Genomic DNA, 14367 nt, shown 5'->3' on the forward strand with positions numbered 1-14367 from the left:
TTTACAGGACATCAATCATGACACAGCCCGATTTCAATCCGACTCAGTTCAACGCTGCCCTGAACCGTCAGTGGCAACGTTTTGGCCTGCGCGATGCGCAGGAGATGACCCACGCACAGTGGTGGCAGGCACTCAGCGGGGCGCTGGCCGATATGCTGGCCGCACAACCCGCTCGTCCGGCCCCGACAGACCTCCGCCATGTTAACTACCTGTCGATGGAGTTTCTGATCGGTCGCCTGACTGGCAACAACCTGCTGAACCTGGGCTGGTATGACGCGGTTAATGACGCACTGTCGGCCTGGAACATTTCACTGACCGACGTGCTGGAAAACGAAACGGATCCGGCGCTGGGCAACGGCGGCCTCGGTCGTCTGGCGGCCTGCTTCCTGGATTCCATGGCGAACGTGGGTCAGCCTGCGACGGGCTACGGTCTGAACTATCAGTACGGTCTGTTCCGCCAGCGCTTCGAACAGGGCGCACAGGTTGAAGGCCCGGATGACTGGCAGCGCGATCGCTACCCGTGGTTTAACCACAACGCCGTGCTGAATGTGCGGGTCGGGCTGGGCGGTAAAGTGGTGACCGTTGACGCGAATCCGCAATGGCAACCGGCGTTTGAACTGGTTGGTGAAGCCTGGGATCTGCCGGTGGTGGGTTTTGAGAATGGCATCAGTCAGCCACTGCGTCTGTGGCAGGCGAAACATGCGCAGCCATTTAATCTGGGTCGTTTCAACGATGGCGACTTTCTGCGCGCGGAGCAACAGGGTATTGATGCAGAAAAACTGACCAAAGTCCTTTACCCCAATGACAATCATCAGAACGGTAAAAAACTGCGTCTGATGCAGCAATATTTCCAGTGCGCCTGCGCGCTGGCTGACATTCTGCGTCGTCATCATCTGGCCGGACGCCACATCGAAACCCTGGCCGATCACGAAGTGATCCAGCTTAACGACACCCATCCGACGCTGGCAATCCCGGAACTCATGCGTCTGCTGCTGGATGAGCATCGGCTGAGCTGGGATCGCGCCTGGCAGATTACGCAACACACCTTCGCCTATACCAACCACACCCTGATGCCAGAAGCGCTGGAGTGCTGGGATGTAAGGCTGGTGCGCAGCCTGCTGCCACGCCATATGATGATTATTAACACTCTGAACGCGCAACTGAAAACGGCTGTCACGGCGCGCTGGCCGGATGATGACGCGAAATGGGCGAAACTGGCGCTGGTGCATAATAACCAACTGCGGATGGCCAATCTTTGCGTCACCAGCGGCTTTGCTGTTAACGGCGTGGCGGCGCTGCACTCGAAACTGGTCGTACAGGATCTCTTCCCGGAGTATCACCAGCTGTGGCCGGAGAAGTTCCATAATGTCACTAACGGCATTACGCCGCGCCGCTGGATCAATCAGTGCAACCCGGCACTGAGTGCGCTGATCACCCGAACGCTCAACAAGCCGTGGCTGAACGATCTCGATGCCCTGCAGGGACTGGAAGCCTTTGCGGATGACGCCGCGTTCCGCGCGGAATATCGTGCCATCAAGCAGCAGAACAAACAGGCGCTGGTCGGCTGGATAAAAAACCGCACCGGTATCGAAATTGACCCGACCGCGTTATTTGATGTGCAGATTAAGCGCCTGCATGAGTACAAACGTCAGCATCTCAGCCTGCTGCACATCATTGCGCTGTGGCAAACGCTGGTCACCGATCCACAGGCGAACCGTGCGCCGCGCGTGGTGCTGTTTGGTGCCAAAGCCGCGCCGGGCTATGCGCTGGCAAAAAATATCATCTACGCCATCAACAAAGTGGCTGAGGTGATTAATCAGGATCCGCGTATTGGTGACCGCCTGAAGGTGGTGTTTATTCCCGATTACAACGTCTCCGTTGCTGAGCGGCTGATTCCCGCCGCCGATCTCTCTGAGCAGATCTCTACCGCCGGAAAAGAGGCCTCCGGCACCGGTAACATGAAGCTGGCGCTTAACGGTGCGCTGACCATCGGCACACTGGATGGCGCGAACGTTGAGATCGCTGAGCAGGTCGGCAGCGAGAACATCTTTATCTTCGGGCATACCGTGGAACAGGTGAAAGCATTAAAAGCAGAGGGCTATGCCCCGGCCCAGTGGCGCAAAAAAGATGCGCAGCTCAATCGGGTTTTACAGGCGCTGGAAGAGGGCACCTTCAGTCAGGGCGACCTCCACGCGTTTGACGCGATGCTGCACAGCCTCGGTCCGGAAGGGGGCGATCCTTATCTGGTGCTGGCTGACTTCCAGCCCTACCTGGACGCGCAGGCGCAGGTTGAACTGCTGTGGAGCGATCAGGAGGCCTGGACGCGTGCCACCATCCTGAATACCGCGCGCTGTGGCATGTTCAGTTCCGATCGCGCAATCCGCGATTACCAGCAGCGCATCTGGCAAGCGAAACGCTAAGGAACGCCATGAAAGTTTTGGACGATTTTTCGCTGGCAGGCATCGCCGCTGAGTATATCAATGCGCACGGTAAGCCACAGGCGATCCCGGCCCTGACCCGCCAGCGTTTGCTGGCGGTGATGCAGCCTCCCCATCCACTCAGCACGCCGCTGCCACCAGCAGTGATTTTTCGCAGCGGCGAGTTACTCAGCCTCTCGCCGTTGCTGAGCGACGATGCCCACTGGCATCTCATCAGCGAGGCGGGTGAGATCAGCTCCGGTCGCTGCCAGCCCGCCCAGCCGCTGCATCTGCCGCCGCTGCCCGAAGGCTATCATCAGCTGACGCTGCAACAGGGCGCGCAGCAGTGGTCATGCCGGGTAATTATTACCCCCGCCCGCTGTTATGAACCCCCTCAACTGCTGGCGGGGGAGTCCTTGTGGGGAGCCTGCGTGCAGCTCTATACCCTGCGCTCGGCAGAGAACTGGGGCATTGGCGACTTTGGCGATCTGCGCCGAATGTTGCCAGAAGTGTCCGCACGCGGCGGCGCGTTTATCGGTCTTAATCCTGTCCATGCGCTGTTTCCCTCGAGTCCGGAGAGCGCCAGTCCTTACAGCCCGTCGTCACGGCGCTGGCTTAATGTGTTGTACATCGATGTAAACGCGGTCGCTGATTTCCAGTTGAGCACGCCCGCTCAGGCCTGGTGGCAACGGCCGGAGACGCAGCAGGCGCTGGAGCAGGCTCGGGCGGCCGAATGGGTCGATTATGCGGCGGTAACCCGGCTGAAGATTCAGGCACTGAGCCTGGCATGGCCGCAGTTTATCCAGCGCGACGCCGCCGATTCTGAGGTGCAGGCGTTTAATGCGTTTATCCGGGAAGGCGGCGAGAGCCTGCTGTACCAGGCGCTGTTTGATGCGCTGCATGCGGATCAGATGGCGCAGGATAGCGGGCGCTGGGGTTGGCCGGTGTGGCCGGAGGCGTTACAGCATCCCGCCAGTCCAGCAGTACAGACGTTTTTAAATCAGCATCAGGATCAGGTGCGTTTCTGGCTCTGGCTGCAGTGGCTGGCCGCGCAGCAGCTTGCCGATTGCTGGAACGTCTGTCAGCAGCAGCAGATGCCGATTGGCCTTTACCGCGATCTGGCAGTAGGCGTCGCCCAGGGTGGCGCAGAGACCTGGAGCGACCGCGATCTTTACTGCATGGCGGCCAGCATCGGTGCCCCGCCTGATATTCTCGGCCCGCGCGGTCAGGACTGGGGATTGCCGCCCATGGATCCGCAGGTAATGCGTCAGCGCGCGTGGGAGCCGTGGATCGCCCTGCTACGCGCCAGTATGCGTCACTGCGGTGCGCTGCGTATCGATCATGTGATGGCGCTGATGCGGCTGTGGTGGATCCCGGCTGGCGAAAGCGCGATGCATGGGGCTTATGTGCACTATCCCATCGACGATCTGCTGGCGATTCTGGCGCTGGAAAGCCAGCGTCATCGCTGCATGGTGATTGGCGAAGATCTCGGCACCGTGCCGGAAGCGATTGTCGATAAGCTGCGGGATGGCGGCGTTTACTCCTATAAAGTGCTCTGGTTCGAACAGACCTCCGACGCCGGTTTTCGTCCGCCCGCCAGCTGGCCACGTCAGGCGATGGCTGTCGCCACCACGCACGATCTCCCGACGCTGCGCGGCTGGTGGCAAAGTGACGATCTGACGACCGGCGCGCAACTCGGTCTTTATCCGGACAAAGTGGTGCTGGCCGGGCTGTATCAGGATCGACGCCGGGCGAAACAGGCGCTGCTGAACAGTCTGCATCGGGTCGGTGCGCTGCCGAAACGTGCCGGACGCGATGCACGCCGCACCGGGATGAGTAAAGCACTGAACCGGGCGATGCAGCGCTATCTGGCGGACAGCCACAGCGCCCTGCTGGGTCTGCAACCGGAGGACTGGCTGGATATGGCCGCGCCGGTCAACATTCCCGGCACCCGCGACGAATACCCGAACTGGCGACGCAAGCTGAGCGTGACTGTTGAGGCACTGTTCAGCGATGAGGAAACTGACGAGTTGTTAAGGGATTTGACGGCGCGCCGCAGGCGGTGGCTGCGGGGTTAAGGCTGGAGTTAAGATTAAAAGAGCAAACCCCGAAAACTTCGGGGTTTGTGCATTTGATAGCAAATCCTGTCGTCATCATTTACGGACGAAAACCTGCTCCCGGATTATTACGTTTAGGCGTAGAAAATTTCAAACATGCAGGGCTGACAACAAAAATGGCTCTTACGGAGACAAAAACGATAATCGCCGCAATACAGCAGCAATGACCTCAGTCGTAGCTTCACCAGTAGCGGCAGATACCGTTAATTCTTCGAGTTCATTATCTTCATCACGTATAGCTATGCCGTTACGATTCAAAAAAACCATCGTGACGAAAAATGCAGTTCGCTTATTATCATCATTAAAAATGTGTCCCCGGGATATAGCGATGAGGTAGATGGCGGCTAATACAAAAATATCTTCCACACCTTCATAATAGAGCTGGTTCTGTACCCTATAAATGATAGCTTCTGCTCTCTGGGGTTCTGGCATACCCTTGATACCTGGCAGAACAATCAGCAAACGATCATGAAAAGCTATCACCTCCTGAGCGCTAACCCATTTCATCGGTCAGCCAGTGCCTTCACCGTACGTGAATGTCGCCCCATAATGTCGGCAAATTCGGCATCCAGTTTTGCTTCCTGCCAGGCATTAAAATCGTCGCGACTGATAAGTACAGCAGAAGCACCATCGCGCCGGGTTATTTCTACAGGCTCACCGGCCGTTGCTGTGTCCATGACTTCAGCAATGTTTTGTCGGGCCTCAGTGGTGGTGTAACTACGCATATAGCCTCCTGAAATCAGATAATGAAATGTAAATCAGTAACGTACAACTCGCAACTTCAGAGCATTATGTTTGCTCACCCGTGTTTATACAGATTGCTCAGCCAGACAACACCAGGGCAAGGGTGCGTGTCGCAACAAAAAAAGGTGCGCCAGAGCGCACCAGATGGGACAACATCAATAGCGTCGGGGCAGCATCACCCCTTGCCTTTAACACTACTGATAAAGGTTTGCCGTGCAGAGGTGGAACCCAGCCGCTCGGCTTCATCCAGCAGTTTCAGCGCCTTGTCGATGTTGCCGCTGTTCACTGCCTGGGTGATCTTCTGATTAAAGTAATGCTCGGTGTCGCTCATGATCGGTTCAGCACGGGCTTTTGGCGCGGGCGCGGCGGCAGGAGCAGGCGCTGCGCTGTAGGCCGTTGCCGCCGGTGCACTGTTACCCACCGTGACCGGGCCTGGCCCGGATGAGCCAAACAGCGGCCCGACCAGAATCGAGGAGCCGGAACTGGTCTGCATCTTCAGCTTTATGGTGCCTTCGCGGCTGTGGCTGGCAACAGGATCGGGGATATCCGGTACGGCATGACCGGTGCCCTGGGCGTAGGCTTTGGCCGGATCGAGCAGCGTGGTGGTCTGCGTCAGGTCGTTGTCAGTGGTGAAGACCAGCAGGTAAATCTTTTGCTGGCCCAGCGCCGGCGTGAGTTTCATCACGCCTTCCAGCCGATCCGCCGTCATCACACCCGGCTTCTGATAGGTAAAGTAGCGGCTGGGAAACCAGGCCGCCGGACGCAGATTTTCATCCAGCACCAGCACGTTAGGCGCAAAAACCTGACCGTTCTGCACAAGGCTGCTCAGCGTCAGCGTCAGTTCGCCAATCGTGGCGGGCAGACTGTAGGCCGCGACCGGCCCGGCAATGTGTGGCGCGTTCAGCGTCTGGCCGCTGTTCGAAAGTGTAGTGGTCTGGGTCTGAGAGGCCGCCAGCGGTTGCCAGCTCAGGCGTTGTAGCGATTCAGGTGCGACGACGGGTGCAGCGGAGAGATCCTGCGGCACCAGATTAACATCGGCCAGGGCAGGCAGAGCGTGCCCTGTCAGCAGCGCCGCACTCAGGCAGAGTGCGGCCAGTTTTTTCATTTTCATTATGCGTACCTTATTACAGGTCGCAGTGTGAACCAGGCAATGGCACACCACGACCAAAGAGATCCCTCAGGCGCGAGGCCGCGCCTGTCAGAAAAGGTTTACCACCAGATTTCCATCTGCGCGCCGAAGGTGACTTCGTCGTTATTACCGCGACTGTTGGTCAGGATGCCGTTGCCGGTAGAGTCAGCCGAGGCGAAGGTGGTGAGATCGCCGGCGCTGTCTTTGTTATAGCCCCACTTCTCATCCCATTTGGCGTAGGTAGCGAACAGACGCAGCGCCGGACGTGACCAGATGCTGTCACCCGCCTGCCACTGCTGTGCCAGCGTCACTTTGTACTGACCATTGCGCTCGCCAGCCTGCTGCGATTTCACGTTGTCATAGCCCAGTTCCAGCAACGTACTCATGATCGGCGTCCATTTGTACATCGGGCGCACACCAACGGTGTACCACTCGGTGCCGCGGTTGTTGTCCAGATCGATGTTCTGATACATGGCGACGTACATCAGGTCCCAGCGTTCTGCCAGGGAGATCGCGCCGTGATCGAGAATACGGTACATGTCACCGTTGTTATTCAGACTGGTGCCCTGCGGCACGCCTTTGCCCTGCGAGGTCAGCGCATCGGTTGCGTATTGCAGCACAAACTTGTTGTAGCCTTTCAGCATGCTCTGGGTATGTTCAGCCGTGAACATCCAGCCATCTTTCGACGCGCCATCTTCCAGACGGTAGTCGTCACGGGCATTGGCACGACCGTAATCGACACCCAGTTCCAGCACGCCATCCGGGTTAGTTTCCAGACCGGCCAGACGCACATCAAACACGTCGTTGGCAGTACTGGTGGCAAAGTCACGGATACGATCGCTTGAGAAGGTATAAGAGCCGCCCGCTTCAGACGAACGGGTTGCTGCGAAAGAGAGCTTACCGAAGCCGAGATCAACATCTTCAAGACCCGCGCCCGGACCGGAGATATCCCAGTAGTAGAAGTCGATCATGTGAACGTCGTGACGCTGGTAGAAACGCTTACCGGCCCAGATGGTGGAACCTGGCAGCGCGTCAATCAGGTTTTTACCTTTGACGTTGGCTTCGCGGAAGGCGGGTGATGTCGCTTCCCAGTCATTCTGCTGCGCCACGGAGTAAGCCACGTTGGTGTCGAAATAGAAGCTTTTGTCGCCCTCTTTCCACACTTCCTGGCCTAATTTCAGTTCGGCGTAGGTTTCACACTCGTTACCCAGACGGTACTTACTTTGAGCGCCGGTCGCCTGGAAACATTGCTGTTCGCCACCGCTGCCGGTCCAGCCAATGCCGGAACGGGCGTAACCGGTAAAATCAACCGCCATCGTCGGGGCGGAGAGGGTTCCCACCGCGACGGCAACGGCAATGGGAAGTTTGCGCAGAGTTAACATTTTCTATCTCCTGAGGTCATTGCTTTTATTGTTTTTGGCAGGGCTATACACCCGGCTCCTGATACAGCCTGCGGCACGCGCTCCCGTCCTCACGGAACAGGTGACAACGCTCGGGCGGCAGGCCAATACCAAGGATGGCGCCCTCTTTTACCAGCACGACGTCCTCCTGGCGGTAGACCAGGTTCTGACGGATAGCGGGAATCTCGATGTGAATCTGTGTTTCATGCCCCAGCTGTTCCACCACCTGCACTTCCCCTTCCAGGGTAACGTCGGCGATATCGCTGGAGAGCAGATGTTCGGGGCGAATGCCCAGTGACATATTGCTGCCAACCTGAACCCCGGCGCTGTCCACCGGCAGCCAGACCAGCTGCTGATTCGGCAGCCGCACCTGCACCTGATCGATGGCGGTGGCGGTCACTTTGACCGGCAGGAAATTCATTTTGGGTGAGCCAATAAATCCGGCGACAAAGCGGTTGGCGGGATAGTGATACAACTCAAGCGGCCTGCCGACCTGCGCAATGCGCCCGGCATCCAGCACCACAATCTTGTCAGCCAGTGTCATCGCTTCGATCTGATCGTGGGTGACGTAAATCATGGTGCGCTTCAGGCGCTTATGCAGACGGGAGATCTCAATGCGCATCTGAACACGTAGCGCCGCGTCGAGGTTCGACAGCGGTTCATCCAGCAGGAAGACGCGCGGCTCCGCCACCAGCGTGCGACCTATCGCCACGCGCTGACGCTGTCCGCCAGAGAGGGCTTTGGGACGGCGATCGAGCAGGTGCGCCAGTTGCAGAATCTCTGCCACCTGATTGACGCGCTGATGGATCTCCGCTTTTTTCACCCCGGCCAGCTTCAGGCCAAACGACATATTCTCCGCCACCGACAGATGGGGATAGAGCGCATAAGACTGAAACACCATGCCGATGCCACGTTCGGCAGGCGGCACCTCATTCATGCGCCGGTCGCCGATTAACAGTTCGCCGCTGGTGATGGTTTCCAGCCCGGCAATCATGCGCAGCAGCGTCGATTTGCCACAGCCCGACGGGCCGACGAAAACAACAAATTCCCCTTCACGAATAGTGAGATCGATATCTTTCGACACCACCGTATCGCCCCAGGCTTTTGTGACATTGCGTAGCACAACGCTCGCCATGATCCCTTCCCTCTTAGCTGCACATTCGTGTCTGCCGGGCGGCAGACGGGTTCCGGGGCTCACTATGCGAGAGGAAACAAGGCGTAACATCCTCCGCCGCAGGGCAATCTGCTGGGGGAGGAGGCGGGAGGAGGAGAAACGCGGGCTGACGCGGCAGGCCGCGCGCTGCCGCGCTTTTTTGTGATCGCTGACGCAGACCTGCAGGATTTTTTGCCGCTTCAGCTCGCGCTTAAGGCGCTTTTTGCCAGTGCGATCACAGCGATTACGCAAGGGGCGTAGAGCGCAGGAGGATGAGATGCCGGTGTGGATACGCACAATGATGCCGACAGAGCATTCACCACTTCCGCTAACAGGATGGATTTATGACGATGAAAACCGGAGCACGAATTCTGGCCCTTTCTGCCCTCTCTGCCGTGCTCTTTTCGGCAAGCGCCATGGCAAAAATCGAGGAAGGTAAACTGGTCATCTGGATTAACGGTGACAAGGGATATAACGGCCTTGCCGAAGTGGGTAAGAAGTTTGAGCAGGAGACCGGTATCAAAGTTACGGTCGAACATCCTGACAAAATGGAAGAGAAGTATCCGCAGGTCGCGGCGACCGGCGATGGCCCCGACATTATCTTCTGGGCGCATGACCGTTTTGGCGGCTACGCGCAGTCGGGCCTGCTGGCTGAGGTGACACCGGATGCCAGCTTCCGCGACAAGATCTTCCCGTTCACCTGGGACGCGGTGCGCTTCGACGGCAAGCTGATCGGCTATCCGATTTCAGTGGAGTCGCTGTCATTGATCTACAACAAAAAGCTTCTGCCGACGCCGCCAAAAACCTGGGAAGAGATTGCTGACCTTGATAAGCAACTGCGCGCCAAAGGCAAAAGCGCCATGATGTTTAACCTGCAGGAGCCCTACTTCACCTGGCCGCTGCTGGCTGCTGGCGGGGCTTATGCCTTTAAGCTGACCGACGGACACTATGACGTGAAGGATGTCGGCGTCGATAACGCCGGAGCGAAAGCGGGCATGCAGTTCCTGGTCGATCAGGTTAAAGCGAAAACCCTGAATGCAGATACCGATTACTCCATTGCCGAAGCCGCCTTCAACAAGGGCGAAACCGCCATGACCATCAATGGTCCGTGGGCGTGGGGCAACCTGGATAAGAGCGGCATCGACTATGGCGTCACAGAACTGCCGACGCTGAACGGGAAACCGTCTAAAGCCTTTGTCGGGGTACTGAGCGCCGGGATCAATGCCGCCAGTCCTAACAAAGAGCTGGCAAAGGAATTCCTGGAGAACTATTTGCTGACCGATTCCGGACTGGAAACGGTCAACAAAGACAAGCCGCTGGGTGCCGTGGCGCTGAAATCTTACCAGCAGACGCTGGAGAAAGATCCGCGTATCGCCGCCACCATGAGCAACGCGAAACAGGGCGACATCATGCCGAACATCCCGCAGATGGCAGCCTTCTGGTACGCGATGCGCACCGCGACCCTGAACGCGCTGGGCGGTCGTCAGAGCGTTGACGCCGCACTGAAAGATGCCCAGGCCCGTCTGAAGAAGTAATTCTTCCCTTTACAGCCGGGGCAACCCGGCTTGAGTGATCGTTAAGGAAAACCGCATCATGTCAGGAAAACCGAAAACGCGCAGTCTGCTGCTAAAAAGCGTTCTCCTCGGGCTCTGCTGTCTGCTGGTCGGCTATCTGCTGGTGCTGATGTACGCGCAGGGCGAATATCTGTTTGCGCTGCTGACGCTGATCCTCAGCGCGACCGGACTGTGGATTTTTGCCAACCGTCGCGCCTATGCGTGGCGCTATGTCTATCCTGGCGTCGCCGGAATGGCGCTGTTTGTGCTGTTCCCCCTCGCCTGCACTATCGCTATCGCCTTTACCAACTACAGCAGCAGTAACCAGCTTACCTTTGAGCGGGCACAACAGGTGCTGCTGGGCCGCACCTTCCAGTCGGGTGAGGCGGTGAATTTTTCACTCTTCCCGGCGGGCGATCGCTGGCAGCTGGTGCTGAACGATGGCAACGGCAATTTTGTCTCCCCGCCATTTGCCTTTGGCTCAGATCAGACGCTGAAAATGGCCCCCGCGGCACGCCCTGCAGGCGAACGCGCCAACTTCAGAGTGATCACCACCCATCGTCAGGCGCTGAGCCAGATCCGCGCCGAGCTGCCGGATGGCCGTCAGCTGCGGATGAGTTCGCTGCGCCAGTTCTCTGGTACCCAGCCGCTTTATCGGGTTGGCGCGCAGGATGAGCTGATTAACCAGCAGAGCGGCACGCATTACCGCGCCAACCCGCAGACCGGTTTTTATCAGGCCATCAACGCAGACAATAACTGGGGCAACGAAACGCTGAGTCCCGGCTTTACCGTGAATACCGGCTGGAAAAACTTCGTGCGGGTCTTTACCGACGAAGGGATTCAGAAACCGTTCCTGGCAATATTTGGCTGGACGCTGTTCTTCTCACTGATCACCGTGGTGCTCACCGTCGCCGTCGGCATGGTGCTCGCCTGTCTGGTGCAGTGGGAGGCGCTGCGCGGCAAAGCGATCTATCGGGTGATGCTGATCCTGCCCTATGCCGTGCCAGCGTTTATCTCGATCCTGATTTTCAAGGGGCTCTTTAACCAGAGTTTTGGTGAGATTAACGTGATGCTCAGCGCGCTGTTTGGTGTGAAACCCGCCTGGTTCAGCGATCCGACGCTGGCGCGTACCATGCTGATCATTGTGAATACCTGGCTTGGCTACCCCTACATGATGATCCTCTGCATGGGGCTGCTGAAGGCGATTCCGGACGACCTCTATGAAGCCTCGGCGATGGACGGTGCAGGACCGCTGCAGAACTTCTTCCTGATTACGCTGCCGCTGCTGCTGAAGCCGCTGATGCCGCTGATGATTGCCAGCTTTGCCTTTAACTTTAATAACTTTGTGCTGGTGCAGCTGCTGACCAACGGCGGGCCGGATCGCCTCGGCACCACCACGCCAGCCGGTTATACCGACCTGCTGGTGAACTACACCTGGCGTATCGCCTTTGAAGGTGGTGGCGGGCAGGACTTTGGTCTGGCCGCCGCCATTGCCACGCTGATCTTCCTGCTGGTGGGTGCGCTGGCGGTGATTAACCTGAAAGCCTCGCGGATGAAATTCGATTAATAGCCTGATGGACCAGGTTTAAGGAGCTGTTATGGCTATGGTACAACCCAAATCGCAGCGTCTGCGTCTGCTGACCACGCATCTGCTGCTGCTGTTATTTATTGCCGCGATTCTGTTTCCGCTGCTGATGGTGATCGCGATTTCACTGCGCGCCGGTAACTTTGCCACCGGCAGCCTGATCCCGGAGCAGATCTCCTGGGAGCACTGGCGGCTGGCGCTGGGCTTTAGCGTGGAACATGCCGACGGGCGTGTGACGCCGCCGCCCTTCCCGGTGCTGCTGTGGTTATGGAATTCGATCAAGATTGCGGCCATCAGCGCACTGGGCATCGTGGCGCTCTCCACCACCTGCGCCTATGCGTTTGCCCGTATGCGTTTTACCGGCCGTGCCAGCCTGCTGAAAGGAATGCTGATTTTCCAGATGTTCCCGGCGGTGCTGTCGCTGGTGGCGCTCTATGCATTATTTGATCGTCTCGGCCAGTATCTGCCCTTTATCGGGCTGAATACCCACGGTGGGGTGATCTTCGCCTATCTGGGCGGTATTGCGCTGCATGTCTGGACCATTAAGGGCTATTTCGAAACCATCGATGGGTCACTGGAAGAGGCCGCCGCGCTGGATGGTGCGACGCCGTGGCAGGCCTTCCGGCTGGTGCTGCTGCCGCTGTCGGTGCCGATTCTGGCGGTGGTGTTTATTCTGGCGTTTATCGCCGCGGTGACTGAAGTACCGGTCGCCTCGCTGCTGCTGCGCGACGTCAACAGTTATACCCTGGCGGTGGGGATGCAACAGTACCTCAATCCGCAAAACTACCTGTGGGGCGATTTTGCCGCGGCGGCGGTGCTCTCCGCGATCCCGATCACCCTGGTGTTCCTGCTGGCACAGCGCTGGCTGGTAAGCGGATTAACCGCGGGCGGGGTGAAGGGCTAAACGATCATCATTGTACGTTGCCACTGCTTACACAACGTCTGTTGTGGTTGAATGATTCGGCGGCCAGCGGGCCGCCTTTTTTGTGCTAATCCGCTTCTGAAGTCAGACTACCCGTCACCAGCGTCATCACGATAGCCGCTATCGCATGCTGACCTTCCGGCTTGCTGATATCGCCGCGTGCCACCGCGCCTGCGATGGCATCCGCGCCGCCCAGCAGTCCCCACATGCCAGCTTCGGCAATACCCCTTCTGCCAGCAAAAGGCGCAAGCCAGCGCTGACAGCGGGCAATAAAATCGAGCTGATAGTGGCGTTTTACGGCGGCCAGCTCCGGTGAGGTATTGAGCGCGGACAGCAGTTCGGGGATTTCTCGCCCCTCTGTCATCACACAATCGACATAACAGGCCGCGAGCACGTCCGCTTTTTGTGGTAATTGCATCGGCGCGGCATCCATCGCCGCATTCATCCGCTCGCTCTGGCGGCGATCAAAATCGTCATACAACGCCGCCAGCAGCCCATGACGGGTGGTGAAATGGTCATACACCACCGGCTTACTGACTCCCGCCGCTTCGCCGACCCGCGCCAGGGTCAGCGCCTCGCTGCCTTCGGTTTGCATTATCTGCCACGCGACGTCCAACAACTGCCTGCGCCGGGCCTCGCGTGACAGACGCTTACGGGGTGTTTTTTCAACGGCCATACTATTCCTGATGGGCGAACACACGCTGACCCAGTTGCTGCGCCAGCTGATAGTGCGACTCAGGATAACCTTCATCGCCGATCAGTAACAGCTCACTGGTCACTACCGGCGCACCGCAATAGTCAAAGATGCCGTTTTCAATCTGATTACGCATGCTGGCGAAATAGCCGCGCCGCATAAAGGTTCGGGTGTCCGCCGCGCCGATGGCGACCAGATGAACAGGCAGATGGCCAAGGCGTTTAATCACCCGGCCATCCTCTTCGCTAAAGGCCCAACCCTGGATAAACACCCGGTCGATCCAGCCTTTGAGCTGTGCCGGGAATGACCACCAGTAAATCGGATAGACCAGCACCAGCGCATCGGCGCGGTCGAGTCGCTGCTGTTCCGCCAGCACATCGGGCGTCGCCGCCCCCTTCCCGTTGAAACGTCGATGATCATCGAGCGTGAAGCGCGGATCAAACCCTTCTGTCGCCAGGTCAGCCTTTTCAACCGTATGGTGCCCTGTCGAGATTATGCCCTGCGCCAGCTGGTCCGCCACGCGATGGGAATGCGCATCCTGATTGGGATGGGAAGTTACTATAAGTGCATGCATCGTTGTCACCTTACCTGATTAGCTGTTAAGCTACTAAAGGTAAGTTACCATTGGTAGGTTAGCAAGTGGCAATGTCTGT

General features: G+C 58.1%; 12 protein-coding genes. 5 read left to right on the forward strand and 7 right to left on the reverse strand.

Annotated features, from left to right (window positions below):
• Positions 1 to 17: 17 nt before the first annotated feature.
• Together malP and malQ are read left to right on the forward strand one after the other, a co-directional pair.
• Positions 18 to 2420 carry a maltodextrin phosphorylase gene (malP, locus tag F3I20_RS07570; protein ID WP_150037321.1) on the forward strand — a complete coding sequence of 801 codons (2403 nt, stop codon included), beginning with the start codon at positions 18 to 20 and terminating at the stop codon, positions 2418 to 2420.
• Between the two features lie 8 nt (positions 2421 to 2428).
• On the forward strand, positions 2429 to 4495 hold the full coding sequence (malQ, locus tag F3I20_RS07575) for a 4-alpha-glucanotransferase (protein WP_150037320.1): 2067 nt from the start codon (positions 2429 to 2431) through the stop codon (positions 4493 to 4495).
• 162 nt (positions 4496 to 4657) lie between these two features.
• Here malQ and F3I20_RS07580 read toward each other — a convergent pair whose 3' ends face one another.
• From F3I20_RS07580 to malK, 5 genes are all read right to left on the reverse strand, one after another.
• Entirely contained in the window at positions 4658 to 5041 is a 384-nt protein-coding gene (locus F3I20_RS07580) for a type II toxin-antitoxin system death-on-curing family toxin (protein ID WP_150011395.1), read from the reverse strand.
• Positions 5038 to 5259, reverse strand: a complete 222-nt coding sequence (locus F3I20_RS07585) for a type II toxin-antitoxin system Phd/YefM family antitoxin (RefSeq protein ID WP_150011393.1) — start codon at positions 5257 to 5259, stop codon at positions 5038 to 5040. Before F3I20_RS07585 ends, F3I20_RS07580 begins: the two co-directional genes overlap by 4 nt.
• A 194-nt stretch (positions 5260 to 5453) precedes the next feature.
• On the reverse strand, positions 5454 to 6389 hold the full coding sequence (malM, locus tag F3I20_RS07590; protein WP_150015483.1) for a maltose operon protein MalM: 936 nt from the start codon (positions 6387 to 6389) through the stop codon (positions 5454 to 5456).
• Positions 6390 to 6487: 98 nt separating this feature from the next.
• Positions 6488 to 7789, reverse strand: coding sequence for a maltoporin (locus F3I20_RS07595; RefSeq protein WP_150015484.1), 1302 nt, complete (start codon positions 7787 to 7789; stop codon positions 6488 to 6490).
• Positions 7790 to 7832: 43 nt separating this feature from the next.
• Positions 7833 to 8942: a maltose/maltodextrin ABC transporter ATP-binding protein MalK gene (gene malK, locus F3I20_RS07600; protein WP_150015485.1), complete on the reverse strand. Its 1110-nt coding sequence runs from the start codon at positions 8940 to 8942 to the stop codon at positions 7833 to 7835.
• 362 nt (positions 8943 to 9304) lie between these two features.
• Between malK and malE the strand changes: the two genes are divergently transcribed.
• From malE to malG, 3 genes are read left to right on the forward strand one after another with little or no spacing between them, the layout of a single operon-like run.
• Positions 9305 to 10495 carry a maltose/maltodextrin ABC transporter substrate-binding protein MalE gene (gene malE, locus F3I20_RS07605; protein WP_150037319.1) on the forward strand — a complete coding sequence of 397 codons (1191 nt, stop codon included), beginning with the start codon at positions 9305 to 9307 and terminating at the stop codon, positions 10493 to 10495.
• Between the two features lie 58 nt (positions 10496 to 10553).
• Complete coding sequence (gene malF, locus F3I20_RS07610; protein ID WP_150037318.1) at positions 10554 to 12080, forward strand: maltose ABC transporter permease MalF; 1527 nt, start codon at positions 10554 to 10556, stop codon at positions 12078 to 12080.
• 31 nt (positions 12081 to 12111) lie between these two features.
• Positions 12112 to 13002, forward strand: a complete 891-nt coding sequence (malG, locus tag F3I20_RS07615; protein ID WP_013196178.1) for a maltose ABC transporter permease MalG — start codon at positions 12112 to 12114, stop codon at positions 13000 to 13002.
• Between the two features lie 85 nt (positions 13003 to 13087).
• Here the strand turns inward: malG and F3I20_RS07620 are convergent, their stop codons facing one another.
• Entirely contained in the window at positions 13088 to 13696 is a 609-nt protein-coding gene (locus F3I20_RS07620) for a TetR/AcrR family transcriptional regulator (protein WP_150037317.1), read from the reverse strand.
• Position 13697: 1 nt separating this feature from the next.
• Positions 13698 to 14288: an NAD(P)H-dependent oxidoreductase gene (locus F3I20_RS07625; protein WP_150037316.1), complete on the reverse strand. Its 591-nt coding sequence runs from the start codon at positions 14286 to 14288 to the stop codon at positions 13698 to 13700.
• Positions 14289 to 14367: the final 79 nt, after the last annotated feature.

Origin of the sequence: Candidatus Pantoea gossypiicola (genome assembly GCF_008632075.1) — a bacterium.
Classification (GTDB): Bacteria; Pseudomonadota; Gammaproteobacteria; order Enterobacterales; family Enterobacteriaceae; genus Pantoea; species Pantoea gossypiicola.

Bases quoted from the DNA above. Each gene is read 5' to 3' on its own strand.
- malP (WP_150037321.1), top strand. From the start codon at position 18: ATGACACAGCCCGATTTCAATCCGACTCAGTTCAACGCTGCCCTGAAC.
- malQ (WP_150037320.1), top strand. From the start codon at position 2,429: ATGAAAGTTTTGGACGATTTTTCGCTGGCAGGCATCGCCGCTGAGTAT.
- F3I20_RS07580 (WP_150011395.1), bottom strand. From the start codon at position 5,041: ATGAAATGGGTTAGCGCTCAGGAGGTGATAGCTTTTCATGATCGTTTG.
- F3I20_RS07585 (WP_150011393.1), bottom strand. From the start codon at position 5,259: ATGCGTAGTTACACCACCACTGAGGCCCGACAAAACATTGCTGAAGTC.
- malM (WP_150015483.1), bottom strand. From the start codon at position 6,389: ATGAAAATGAAAAAACTGGCCGCACTCTGCCTGAGTGCGGCGCTGCTG.
- F3I20_RS07595 (WP_150015484.1), bottom strand. From the start codon at position 7,789: ATGTTAACTCTGCGCAAACTTCCCATTGCCGTTGCCGTCGCGGTGGGA.
- malK (WP_150015485.1), bottom strand. From the start codon at position 8,942: ATGGCGAGCGTTGTGCTACGCAATGTCACAAAAGCCTGGGGCGATACG.
- malE (WP_150037319.1), top strand. From the start codon at position 9,305: ATGACGATGAAAACCGGAGCACGAATTCTGGCCCTTTCTGCCCTCTCT.
- malF (WP_150037318.1), top strand. From the start codon at position 10,554: ATGTCAGGAAAACCGAAAACGCGCAGTCTGCTGCTAAAAAGCGTTCTC.
- malG (WP_013196178.1), top strand. From the start codon at position 12,112: ATGGCTATGGTACAACCCAAATCGCAGCGTCTGCGTCTGCTGACCACG.
- F3I20_RS07620 (WP_150037317.1), bottom strand. From the start codon at position 13,696: ATGGCCGTTGAAAAAACACCCCGTAAGCGTCTGTCACGCGAGGCCCGG.
- F3I20_RS07625 (WP_150037316.1), bottom strand. From the start codon at position 14,288: ATGCATGCACTTATAGTAACTTCCCATCCCAATCAGGATGCGCATTCC.